This is a genomic window from Acidovorax sp. BoFeN1, assembly GCF_003345135.1.
GTDB classification, from domain to species: domain Bacteria; phylum Pseudomonadota; class Gammaproteobacteria; order Burkholderiales; family Burkholderiaceae_C; genus Acidovorax; species Acidovorax defluvii.
The window spans coordinates 67664-79634 of record NZ_QOZT01000011.1 but is presented as its reverse complement, the minus strand read 5'-3'; the positions used below and the strand labels follow the sequence as shown (position 1 = coordinate 79634).

The 11971-nt window shown below is 61.8% G+C and carries 13 protein-coding genes; 4 read left to right on the top strand and 9 right to left on the bottom strand.

Features of this window, described 5'->3' with window-relative positions; all coding sequences use genetic code 11:
- The 4 genes from recO to nagZ all read left to right on the top strand — a co-directional run.
- A partial coding sequence (gene recO, locus DTW89_RS04730) for a DNA repair protein RecO (protein ID WP_114655095.1) occupies positions 1–509 on the top strand: 509 nt, incomplete at its 5' end.
- A gap of 2 nt (positions 510–511) precedes the next feature.
- Complete coding sequence (locus DTW89_RS04725; RefSeq protein ID WP_114655094.1) at positions 512–1303, top strand: pyridoxine 5'-phosphate synthase; 792 nt, start codon at positions 512–514, stop codon at positions 1301–1303.
- A gap of 57 nt (positions 1304–1360) precedes the next feature.
- Entirely contained in the window at positions 1361–1762 is a 402-nt protein-coding gene (acpS, locus tag DTW89_RS04720; protein ID WP_114655082.1) for a holo-ACP synthase, read from the top strand.
- Positions 1763–1831: 69 nt separating this feature from the next.
- Positions 1832–3001 (top strand): beta-N-acetylhexosaminidase, encoded by a 1170-nt coding sequence (nagZ, locus tag DTW89_RS04715; protein ID WP_114655081.1) that lies wholly within the window; start codon positions 1832–1834, stop codon positions 2999–3001.
- A 19-nt stretch (positions 3002–3020) separates the two neighbouring features.
- On the opposite strand, the gene DTW89_RS04710 is transcribed toward nagZ, so the two are convergent.
- The 9 genes from DTW89_RS04710 to DTW89_RS19275 form a co-directional block, all read right to left on the bottom strand.
- Positions 3021–3692: a mechanosensitive ion channel family protein gene (locus DTW89_RS04710; RefSeq protein WP_236637029.1), complete on the bottom strand. Its 672-nt coding sequence runs from the start codon at positions 3690–3692 to the stop codon at positions 3021–3023.
- Positions 3693–3744: 52 nt separating this feature from the next.
- Positions 3745–4044, bottom strand: a complete 300-nt coding sequence (locus DTW89_RS20035; RefSeq protein ID WP_442858095.1) for a hypothetical protein — start codon at positions 4042–4044, stop codon at positions 3745–3747.
- A gap of 111 nt (positions 4045–4155) precedes the next feature.
- Positions 4156–5700 carry a lysine--tRNA ligase gene (gene lysS, locus DTW89_RS04700; RefSeq protein ID WP_114655079.1) on the bottom strand — a complete coding sequence of 515 codons (1545 nt, stop codon included), beginning with the start codon at positions 5698–5700 and terminating at the stop codon, positions 4156–4158.
- 57 nt (positions 5701–5757) lie between these two features.
- Positions 5758–6390: a sugar transferase gene (locus DTW89_RS04695; RefSeq protein ID WP_114655078.1), complete on the bottom strand. Its 633-nt coding sequence runs from the start codon at positions 6388–6390 to the stop codon at positions 5758–5760.
- On the bottom strand, positions 6390–7547 hold the full coding sequence (locus tag DTW89_RS04690) for a DegT/DnrJ/EryC1/StrS family aminotransferase (RefSeq protein WP_114655077.1): 1158 nt from the start codon (positions 7545–7547) through the stop codon (positions 6390–6392). The genes DTW89_RS04695 and DTW89_RS04690 overlap by 1 nt, the downstream gene beginning before the upstream one ends.
- Positions 7544–8239, bottom strand: a complete 696-nt coding sequence (locus DTW89_RS04685) for a class I SAM-dependent methyltransferase (protein ID WP_114655076.1) — start codon at positions 8237–8239, stop codon at positions 7544–7546. Before DTW89_RS04685 ends, DTW89_RS04690 begins: the two co-directional genes overlap by 4 nt.
- Complete coding sequence (locus tag DTW89_RS04680; protein ID WP_114655075.1) at positions 8236–9450, bottom strand: glycosyltransferase family 4 protein; 1215 nt, start codon at positions 9448–9450, stop codon at positions 8236–8238. The genes DTW89_RS04685 and DTW89_RS04680 overlap by 4 nt, the downstream gene beginning before the upstream one ends.
- Positions 9431–10591: a glycosyltransferase gene (locus DTW89_RS04675; protein WP_201740945.1), complete on the bottom strand. Its 1161-nt coding sequence runs from the start codon at positions 10589–10591 to the stop codon at positions 9431–9433. Before DTW89_RS04675 ends, DTW89_RS04680 begins: the two co-directional genes overlap by 20 nt.
- A complete protein-coding gene (locus DTW89_RS19275; RefSeq protein ID WP_147277629.1) occupies positions 10584–11786 on the bottom strand; it encodes a hypothetical protein in 1203 nt (400 codons plus the stop codon). The genes DTW89_RS04675 and DTW89_RS19275 overlap by 8 nt, the downstream gene beginning before the upstream one ends.
- Positions 11787–11971: the final 185 nt, after the last annotated feature.

The window sequence follows — 11971 nt, the reverse complement described above, 5'->3', positions numbered from 1 at the left end:
GGCATGTGATGCCCACGGGCGATGCGCTGCTGTCGGGCATGTACCTCAACGAACTGCTGCTGCGCCTGCTGGCCCGGGCCGACCCGCACGCTGCGCTGTTCGATGCCTATGCTGGCGTGGTGCGTGTGCTCGCCAGCGAGCATGGTGATGCGCTGGAGCCTGTCTTGCGCAGCTTTGAGCTATTGCTGCTGCGCGAAATCGGCCTGCTGCCCAGCCTGGATGCGCAGACCATGACTTTTGCGCCGCTGCTGCCCGACACGCGCTACACCCTGGTGCCCGAAGGGGGCTTGCGTGCGGCGTCTTCCACCGACCGCGCCGGCCTGCCCGGCAGCCAGTGGCAAGCGCTGCAGCGCGCGCTGGACGATGCGGCCAGCTACACCGCCACCTTGCGTGCCTGCGCCCCGGTGGCCGCCGAACTCAAACCCCAGCTGCGGGCCTTGCTGCAATACCATTGCGGCAGCCCCACGCTGCGCACCCGCCAGCTCATGATTGACCTGCAGTCCTTATGAACATGCCTGAACACATCCCGCACCGCACCGCCTTGTCGGTCAATGTCAACAAGGTGGCCCTGGTGCGCAATACGCGCCACCTGGGCATTCCCAGCGTCACGCGGGCGGCCGAGCTGTGCCTGCAGGCCGGCGCCCAGGGCATCACGGTGCACCCGCGGCCCGATGAGCGGCACATCCGCAGCCAGGACGTGTTCGAGCTGGCGGCGTTGATGAAGGCCTGGCCCGGCCGCGAATACAACATCGAAGGCAATCCGTCGCAGAACCTGATGGACTTCATCCGCGCGCTTGCGGGCCAGGGCATGGGGCCGCAGCAGGTTACCTTTGTGCCCGACAGCGAAGACCAGTTCACCAGCGACCATGGCTGGAGCTTTCCGCACGATGCCGAGCGCTTGGCGCCACTGATTGCCGAATGCCGCAGCCTGGGCGTGCGTGTGAGCCTGTTCATGGACCCGGTGCCTGAGCAGATGGCCGCTGCCCGGGCCGTGGGTGCGGACCGGGTGGAGCTGTACACCGAGCCCTACGCCGCAGCCTGGGGCACGCCGCAGCAAGCCGAGGAGCTGAAGCGCTACGCCGCCGCCGCCCAGGCGGCGCTGGATGCCGGCCTGGGCGTGAATGCCGGGCATGACCTCAACCGCGACAACCTCGCCGCCTTTGTGCGCGAGGTGCCCGGCGTGCTCGAAGTCTCCATCGGTCATGCCTTGATTGCCGATGCACTGGAGCTGGGCTATGCCGCCACCGTGCAGGCCTACCAAGCGTGCATCGATGCAGGCTTTGCGGCAGAGAAAAACTCCTGATTTGATAGCTGCTAGCGCTTATTTATCAAGCGCTAGAGGCATATTTCATTCAAAACCATGATCTACGGCATTGGCACCGACATCTGCGATGTGCGCCGCATCGCGGCCAGTCTGGAGCGCCACGGCGAGCGGTTTGCCGAAAAGGTGCTGGCCGATGGCGAGCTGGCCACCTGGCGTGCGCGCAGCGCGCGGTGGCCCGAGCGCGGCGTGCGCTACCTGGCCACGCGCTTTTCCGCCAAGGAAGCCTTCAGCAAGGCCATCGGGCTGGGCATGCACATGCCCATGACCTGGCGCGCGTGTGAGGTGGGGTCTCTGCCCAGCGGCCAGCCGGTGATCGTGTTGCACGGTGCTCTCAGGGAATGGTTCGAGGCCAAATGCCTCACGGCGCACCTGAGTGTGACCGACGAAACCGACTACGCCGCCAGCTTTTGCGTGGTGGAGAAAATTCAAGCCAAATAGCCATTTAGCGCTTGTTGAATAAGCGCAGTCAGCTATTGTTTATATAGCAATTTCACGATTGGAAGCCCGATGACCGAACACGCACCCCTCATCCTCGACGTGGCAGGCACAGAGCTGACCGCCGCCGATCGCCGCCGTCTGGCACACCCGCTGACCGGCGGCGTGATCCTGTTCGCCCGCAATTGGGAAAACCGCGCACAGCTGCTGCAGCTCACCAGCAGCATCAAGGCCGTGCGCGATGACCTGCTGATCTGTGTGGACCATGAAGGCGGCCGCGTACAGCGTTTTCGCACCGATGGCTTCACCCACCTGCCGCCCATGCGGGCGCTGGGTGACATGTGGATGGATGACGGCAAGGGTGCCAAGGCCGTGCCCGGCAGTGGCGCGCTGCGCGCCACCAACGCCGCCACGGCGGCGGGCTATGTGCTGGGCACAGAGCTGCGGGCCTGCGGTGTGGACTTCAGCTTTACCCCGGTGCTGGACTTGGACTGGACGGATGAGGCCCCCACGCCAGCGCAGGCGCTGGCTGCCCCCCGAGGGGGCTCGGGCAGCTTGGGGCGGCCCGGCACGTCCCGAAGCGGCGTCATCGGCGACCGATCCTTCCACCGCGATCCGCGCGTGGTGGCCCTGCTGGCCAAGAGCCTCATGCACGGCCTGCTGCAGGCGGGCATGGCCAACTGCGGCAAGCATTTTCCGGGGCATGGCTTTGTGAAGGCCGACTCGCACACCGAAGTGCCGGTCGATAACCGCAGCCTCAAGGCCATTTTGGCCGACGACGCCGCGCCGTATCCCTGGCTCAGCAGCACGCTCACCAGCGTGATGCCGGCGCATGTGATCTACCCCAAGGTCGATAGCCGCCCGGCGGGCTTTTCGCAGCGGTGGCTGCAGGACATCCTGCGCCGCCAGATGCGGTTTGACGGCGCCATCTTCAGCGACGACCTCAGCATGGAGGGAGCGCGGCGCCTTGATGGACGGGTGGTCAGCTACACCGATGCGGCCATCGCGGCGCTCGCTGCAGGCTGCGACCTGGTGCTGCTGTGCAACCAGAGCGTGGGCAACGGCGAGGCTGTGGACGAACTCATCGACGGCCTCGACGCTGCCCTTTCACAGGGCCGCTGGCAGCCCAGCGTGGACAGCGAATCGCGTCGCCTGGCGCTGCTGCCCGAAACCCTGCCGCAGGCGTGGGATGAGCTGATGTACCAGCCCGCCTATTTGCAGGCGCTGGATTTGCTGCCCTGACTTTTGTCGCAGGTCTGCTCTATGGCCCCGGTGCGGTGCTGGCAGGCAAGGTTGCTGGCGGGTTGATGGGGCCACCGGCTTGCACCGATGCGGTTGGGGCAGGTGACTCCGCAGGGGATTCGGCTGGTGGCGGGGAGCCCTGAAAGCGGCGCACCACACGCTGGAAGATCAATGCGTTTGGAATCTGCAGCCACGCCGTGTGGCCCACCGCTGCGCCATGGTCCTCCAGCGTGGTGTAAAGCAGATTGGTATCCACCACGCGGCCCTTGGCGCCGGGCTTGTCTGCGGTGTCCAGCACCTCGATGTAGTCCCCAATGCGAAAAGGCCGCACCGTGAAGATGAGGAGCGCACAAAACAGGTTGGACAGCACGCTCCAGGCGGCAAAAAATGCCACCGCGCCCACGGTGGCGAAGCCCGTGAAAGCCGTCCATAGCACCGTGGCCGAGACGCCCATGCGTTCAAGCACCAGCAACAGCGCGCTGGCAATGATGAGCCAACGGATCAGGCCGTTGATGGGCACCAGCAATTCATCGGGCAACTGGTAGTGCGCGCTGGCGCGGCGCACCAAGCGGCGCAGCGTGCGCTGCAACAGCCATGCCACAACCAGGATCAGCAGGATTTGCGAGCCGGGGATGATGACTTCAAGCCAGTCCTGCACCCATTCGGGCAGGCGGGCTTTCAAGAGTTGCATTCGGGAAATGGCCATGGGGGCTATGGTGTCAAAAAAGGCGGCACAGCGGCAGTCAGCCGTTCAACTGCTCCACCGTGTCCATCGGCATCTTAAAACTGAAGCAGCGGTTGCGGCCTTGCACCTTGGCGGCATGAAACACTTGGTCGGCCCGCATGACCACGCTCTCTGCGTTGGTGCTGTCATCGGGCACGCAGGTCCTGATGCCGCCGTGCAGCGTGGGTGCGACGCACAGCGCAGCACGCACCGAGCCCACGTCTTTCACGACCAGCGCGGAAAATGGGTGGTCCGCCAATGCGGCCCCGATGAGTGGGGCCGCAGGCGAAGGGTGCGGCAGGGGCGTGGGGGCTGTCACGGTGTTTCCTTGTGGCCCACATTGGCTGGCGGGCTTTTTTGCACCGCGGGGTCGCCTGCCTTCATCTGCCGGGATGCGGGCGGGCGCCCACGCCTGAACGGCACCAGGCGGTCAAGACTCGCGCCGCAGGGCCGGGAACAGGATCACGTCGCGGATGCTGGGGCTGTCGGTCAGCAGCATCATCAAGCGGTCAATGCCGATGCCGCAGCCGCCGGCGGGCGGCATGCCGTATTCGAGCGCGCGCACAAAGTCGTGGTCGTAATACATGGCCTCGTCGTCGCCACTGTCCTTGGCGGCCACCTGGGCATGAAAGCGCGCGGCCTGGTCCTCGGCGTCGTTCAGCTCACTGAAACCGTTGCCGAATTCGCGGCCGGTGATGTAGAGCTCAAAGCGCTCGGTGACTTCGGGGCGCTGGTCGTTGGCGCGGGCCAGCGGCGAGATCTCGGTGGGGTGCTCCATGATGAAGGTGGGCTGCCACAACTTGTCTTCCACCGTCTCTTCAAAGTACAGGACCTGCAGGCTGGCCAGGGTGCGCCCCGAAAGCTGGTTCTTTTGTTCCGACATGCCCAGCTTCTTGAGGGCGCTGGTGAGCCATGCCGCATCGTCCACATGCGCACCGGCTTCGGTATGCTGAAAGATGGCTTCGCGAATGGTCAGGCGGGCAAACGGCTGGCTCAAGTCCACCTCGCGGCCCTGGTACGACAGCTGCAGCGTGCCAGCGGCCTTCAGGGCGGCATCGCGCACGAGCTGTTCGGTAAAGCCCATGAGGTCCTGGTAGTTCCAGTAGGCCGCATAGAACTCCATCATCGTGAACTCGGGGTTGTGGCGCACCGAGATGCCTTCGTTGCGGAAGTTGCGGTTGATCTCGAACACCCGCTCGAAACCGCCCACCAGTAGGCGCTTGAGGAACAGCTCCGGCGCGATGCGAAGGTACATCTCTTGTTCGAGCGCGTTGTGGTGCGTGACAAACGGCTTGGCATTGGCACCGCCGGGAATGGGGTGCAGCATGGGCGTCTCGACCTCCAGAAAGCCGTGCTGCACCATGAAATCGCGGATGCCGCTCACCGCCTTGCTGCGCGCCACGAAGCGCTTGCGCGCGGCCTCGTCGGTCATCAGGTCGACGTAGCGCTGGCGGTACTTGACCTCCTGGTCGGCCACGCCATGAAACTTGTCGGGCATGGGGCGCAGGCTTTTGGTCAGCAGCCGCAGGGTGGTCACCTTGACCGACAGCTCGCCGGTCTTGGTCTTCATCAACGTGCCCTCGGCACCGATGATGTCGCCCAGATCCCAGTGCTTGAAGGCCGCATACAGGTCTTCACCCAGCGCGTCACGCGTGATGTAGAGCTGGATGCGCCCCCCGGTTTCGCCCAGCGAACCATCCTGCACGGTGGCAAAACTGGCCTTGCCCATCACCCGCTTGAGCATCATGCGCCCCGCCACGCTCACATGAACAGCGTGGGTTTCAAGCGATTGTGCGTCCTTGCTGGCGTGCTGGTCCTGCAGCGTGGCAGCGTGGTGCGCCGGCTTGAAATCGTTGGGGAACGTGACGCCTGCGCCCTGTGCATGGGCCTCGCGCAAGGCGCGCAGCTTGTCGCGGCGCTCGGCGATGAGCTGGTTTTCGTCGTGGGGGGCGGGGGCGTGGTTTTGTTCTGACATAGGTGCCGTGGCTACGGGGCAGGAAAAAGGGGGCTGTTGCCAGCCAAACCGTTGATTTTATGGGCTATCGGCGCTGTCCGGGGGCCGCGCGGTGCGCAGGCCCAGCACGGCCAGCACGGTGCGGGCAATGATCCGCAGGTCCAGCCACAGCGAATGCGTGCGCACGTACTGCTGGGCATGGCGCAGTTTGGCGGGCAGGACCTGTTCCACATAGGTGCGCTCCGGGTCTTGGCTTCGGGCCAGCAGCGCGCTCTCGTCGCGGAACTCGATGGAGGCCAGATCGGTGATGCCGGGGCGCACGGACAGCACGGCCTGGCGCACATCGGCGGGGTATTGCGCCACGTAGCGCGGCACCTCGGGGCGGGGGCCGACCACGCTCATGTCGCCGCGCAGCACATTGATGAACTGCGGCAGCTCGTCCACTTTGGAGCGGCGCAGCCAGGCCCCGGCATGCGTGATGCGGGCATCTTCGCCCACGGTGATCTGCGGGCCCATGGCTTCGGCGCCGGTCTGCATGGTGCGGAACTTGTAGATATCGAACAACTGGCCGGTACGTCCCACGCGCTGCTGGCGGAAGAACACCGGCCCGGGCGAGTCCAGCCGCACCCACAGTGCCACGGCCAGCAGCAGGGGACCCAGCAGCAGCAGGGCGAGCAGGGCGAAAGCGATGTCGAACAGGCGCTTGGCCATCAGGCGAGGATGTCGTGCAGCGCGGCGATCACCCGGTCCTGGTCGGCGTCCGTCATTGCGGTGAACAGCGGCAGGCTGAGCATGGCGTGATAGGCCGTGTCGGCCTGGGGGAACTGCTCCGGCGTGAGCCCATAGCGGTCGCGCCAGTAGGGATGGCGATGCAGTGGCACATAGTGCACGCTGGTGCCGATGCCCCGGTCCGACAGGGCCTGGATGACTTCGTCGCGTGAAAGGTGCGTGCTTGGCGCGAGCCGGATGACATAGAGATGCCAGGCATGCACGTCGCCCGCCGGCGCGTCTGCAGGCAGCACCAGGGGCAAGGGGGCCAGCTGCGCCTGGTAGCGCGCTGCCAGGTGCTGACGGCGCCGCACGAATTGCGGCAGGCGCTGCAGCTGGACCACGCCCATGGCGGCGGCGACGTCGGTCATGTTGTACTTGAAGCCGGGGGCCACCACCTCGTAGTACCACGCCGGGGTCTTGGAAGTGAAGCGATCAAAGGCGCCGCGGCTCATGCCGTGCAGGCGCATCACACGCATGCGCTCGGCCAGCTGCGGGTTGCGTGTCACGGCCATGCCGCCTTCGCCGGTGGTGATGGTCTTGTTGGCGTAGAAGCTGAACACGGTCACGTCGGACGCCAGTTGCCCCACCAGCGTGCCCTGCCAGGTGGTGGGCAGGGCGTGCGCAGCGTCTTCAACGACCTTGAGGCCATGCTCGCGCGCGATGGTCAGGATGGCACCCATATCGCAGGCCAGCCCGCCGTAATGCACCGGCATGATGGCTTTGGTACGCGGCGTGATAGCGGCGCGCACGGCCTGGGGGTCGATGTTCAGCGTCACCGGGTCCACGTCTACCAGCACGGGGTCGGCGCCCAGGTAGCGCACCACCTCTACCGTGGCGGTGAAGGTGAGTGTGGGCGCGATCACCTCGTCGCCCGGGCCGATGCCCAGCGCTTCCAGAGCCAGGTGCAGGCCGGCCGTGGCGGAGTTGACGGCGATGCTTTGCAGGCCGCTCCAGCCCAGATAGTCGGTGAAGGCCTGCTCGAATTCGCGAGCCTTGGGCCCGGTGGTCACCCAGCCCGAGCGCAGGGCCTCGGTGACGGCGGCAATCTCGGCGTCTGTGATGTCGGGGCGGGCGAAGGGCAGGAAGGGGGCGCTCATGGTTTTTCGATCCAGCAGAGGATGTGGGTGCGCAGCCAAGGCACGCTGTTGAACAGGCCATACAGCCCAGGGTGTACGCGCACCAACGCCCGGGCCAGGGGCGGCGCCAGCGTAACCCGCCGCGCCGTAATCCGCGACTGCGGGAACAACTCTCGCACGCGGAGCAGCGGCACGCCGCGCACATCCGGGTTGCGTGGGTTGTTGTAGGTAAAGTCGTACCAGAGCACGGCGCCACCGGGGCGCAGCCATTGCCACAGGGCCGCGGCCAGCCGCTGCTGAAAATCTGGGTCTAGCACCGACGAGAACACCGTGGAGACCAGCACCACTTCTTGGGATGCGTGCGGAACATCGGCCAGCAAGGCATCTCCTTCGTGCAAACGCACGTCCAGCGGCAATACTTGGCGCGCCTGGGCATATCGCTCGGGCAACAGTTCGATGCCCGCCAGGTGCTGGGGCGCGCAGCCCATGCGCAAAAACTCCAGCAGGTTACCGCCCGTGCCGCAGCCCACTTCCAGCAAACGCAATTCGGCCATGTCAGTGACGCCCTGTTGGCGGAGCATGTGCAACATCACGCTCTGGCGTTCTTGCACACCCAGGCAAACCTCGGGGCGCAAAAAGCTGTAGCGGTCATCATGGGGCGCGCGGCGGGTGTAGCGCTCTGCAATGGCCTGGGGTTCGTCCAGAGGTTTCATGCCACGGCCTCGATGAAGCGCCGGGCCAGCACCGGGTACGTGTGGTGCGCCAGCACATAGGCTTTGCCGCGTGCGCCCATCTGTTGGCGCTGCTCGGGTGTGGTGCGGGCCAGGCGCTGCAGCCCCTGCGCCACTGCGGCGGCAGACTCGGGCGCCACGGTCAGGCCGCAGCCCGCATCGGTTACCGGGTCATTGCCTGCTTCTACCGAGTGCAACACCGCGCAGCCCGCCATCATGTAATCCATCAGCTTGTTGGGGGCGATGCCAAAGCGGTACAGTGCAACGCGCTTCCAGCCGATGTAGGCAATGTCAAGCTGTTGCAGCAGCGCGGGTATCTGACCCTTGGCAACCGGCGCAAAAAGCCGCACGTTGTGCAGACCCTCAGCCTGAACACGCTGCGCCAAGCGCTCTTTTTCGTGCCCGTCGCCAACCAACACAAACGCCATATTTTCATGTTGCATCAAAGTAGCTGCATCCAGCAAAACATCTAGCGCATTGGGGACGCCATGCGAGCCAGCGTAGCCCACCACGATGCGATTGGCCGCACGTAGTGACTGCAGGTGCGCCGCCAGTGGGGCCGGCAGTGCTTCCGCTGGGCCACCCCATTCTTCAGGAGATATTCCGTTGGGCACGTTGTGCAGTTTTTGCAAATCCAGCCCATGCGCCGCCATGTGGATGGCCACGTTGGGTAGCATGGAAACCACCCGGTCGGCGTCGCGGTAGGCATCGTTTTCTGCTTTCTGGCACAGCAAAATGAACGGGTGCCACCATGGCATACCCGAAAGCTCCATGGGCGAGGCCGGCCACAGGTCATGCACTTCATACACCAGCTTGGCACCAGCCAGCCGGGCCATGCGGCGTGCCACCCAAATGTCCATGGGGTAGGTGCTGGATGCAACCACTACATCCGGCTTGCAGGCTGCCACCAGCGCGGGCGTCAGTTGCCACACCTGGCGCAGAAAGCTCCAGATGTTCTTGACACGTCCCAAGCCATTGCCCTGGTAGCCCGGCGTGGGCAGCCAGCGGTAGGTGATGCCGTCCACTTCTTCTTGCCCGGCCTGCGGCTGGCGGGCACGCACATGCGAAAAATTGGCCGCCACCACCGTCACCGCATGCCCGACGCGCACCCATTCACGCGCCAGGTAGTAGGGGCGGTATTCCATGCCCAAGGCGGGGGTGCCAGCGTAGTGGTTAAGGTAAAGGATGTTCATGCTGGCACTGACTCACTATGGGCGCCCGGAGATGTTCATTTGCGACGGCTTGATAGACCTCGATCATTTTGTCGAGGGACTTTTCCCAGGTGTAATTGAGCAATACATGCTGTTGCCCAGCACGTCCAAATTCTTCGCGAAGATTGGCGTCTGTAATCAGTCGCACAAGTGCAGATGCTGCGGCGTGGTGGTCGTTTCTTGGTACGACAAACCCCGTTTTCTCGTGGACTGTCACCTCGGCGAGGCCGGCCGCATCAGAGACCACCACCGGTAGTCCACAAGCCGCGGCTTCAACTGCGGCGACACCAAAGCTTTCATCTCGGCTTAGTGCTACAAAAATGTCTAGCCGCGCAAGCATGTCCGGCACGCTCTCGTGAGGAACTGAGCCGTGGAACGTCACGGCCGGAGCGATACCCAATCGGGCTACTAACTTTTTAAGCTTCGCCTCATCCTGGCCACCTCCGGTTATTTCTAAGTGTAAATTGAAGGCGGTACCAAGCTGTTTAGTAGCCAGCGCAAACGCACGAATCAATGTGTCGATACCATATTTTTTTGATAATGATTTAACAGTACCAATCGTGATTTTATTGGATTCTTTTTTGATTAATGATGGCCTGAAAATTGTTTCATCCACTCCAAATGGAGTGATGTGAATTTTCTTTGTTTTGCATATAGACGATGTTTTTTGCGCCATGCATTCGCTTGTTGACGCAATCGCATTGGCTGATTGCAGGTTGCTGCGAACAAGCCATTTGTGAAAAATTGATTTTTCGGGAAAATCATAAACATCACTGCCCCAAATTGAAAGCAGTGTAGGCTGAAATCGAACATTTCTTGCTAAGAGTCCATATCCAGTTGCATAGTGTGCGTTCAAAATATCCGGTTTTATTAAATTAATAAATTTTTTGACTTCACTTTGAGCGGCAAGGTAAGCCCATGGTGCAGATAATTTAAGCCGGTGCACCGTGACATTGGGATCAATTTCTTTCAGGGTTTCATGTGCAGTAATTAAATGCACTTTTAATCCTCGAGCAGTCAAACTATTGGCCCATCGCTGTATGTGAATTGAGTTGCCGGGACCCAATAGGACAATTTTCCTATGGTATTGAAGGGTAGGGGTGAGTGCAACGATTTTATCCACGAAGAAGCCTTGAGTATCTGTTGCTCAGCTTGAAAGTTACCATTGCAGCGATGGTCGCAATGAGCCAAAAAGTCGCTAGCATTTCAAGCGTTTGTGGGTTGCGTTCACTTTGTGATCCTAGCCACAGACCCAACAGTGTGCAGACGCGCACCGCCTCAGCAAGGGTGGACTTCCATGGCCGCATGGTTGCCTGTGCTTCTACGCTCATTATTCGAAGCACAATTTCTGCAGAGCCAGCCAGTAAAAAAATGGCCAATAACAGATGAATTCCAGAGTAGGCGAAACCCATCCAGAGATCACTGCGTACAGCGCCGAGTAGCCAGACTGCGCAGACTAAAATCATCATTAGTGCGGTCGTGGCCATTAAAAAATAGCTGTAATATTGAGGAGTGTGGAGCTGCGTTAAACGATTTTTTAGTAATAAAGGCAATGCGTAATTCAATGGTGTCATTGGAATTTGAGTCAAAAGCATCGCCATGCTAATAACTCCCATCCCGGCGTCGCCAAATGATTGCTGGGCTGCCTTTTGCATGAGCACTATGGTCAGTATGCTCAGAAAGCCCGTCACACCAGTGGCCAAACCATGGGTGAATATTTTTTGAATTGGGACTGCTTCTTTGTAGAGAGGGCGAGCGGGCAGCCTTTTCAAAACCAGACCGGCAACCACAGCACCAGTCGCCCATGCGAGTAACATTCCATTAGACATTCCCAGTTGTGAAGCATGACCAGATGCTGCTATCCATGCAGCAATCGGCAACAACAAGACTTGAGGCGCTACCGTCACGAGATTGAACCATATTGTTTGCGGTGAGAGTAGCGTAAGTACACGCCATTGCGCATGGAGACAACCCGCAACAGCAGTTGCACCAACAACTGCTATCAGTGCAGGGCTTGATTGTGTGCTCCACAACATAACGACCGCACCTGTTGCCATACCCAGTGGCCCAATCCAAAGGCTGGTTTTCCAGGCACGGTTGAAGCTCATTTGATTCGATTGCACATAAACGTATAGAGCTTGGGGGATTCCCATGGCGGCCAGTGCGATGCTTAGATCAATCAACGATTTCAGTTGATTGAATTGCCCCTGCTGCTCAGGGCCAGATTTCATGCCGATCCACAGCATCGCCAGCAATGTGCTGCCACCGCCAATACTCTGGATGACTAGCGTCAGTGCGAGTTGTTTTCGAAATTTCAAGGCGTTACTACCGATACGAATGGCCAGGGAATCACGTACTAGCAGCTACGTGGCGGTGTCGGCAGCTAAGGGCATCCCATTGCCCAGATCTTTGCTGGGACAGCAGCCCTGCACACAGGCGGCCCTATCTACAGCGACTTCACCCCAGGCTCGCCGTTTTCCCTTAAGTGAACAGGTATATCTGT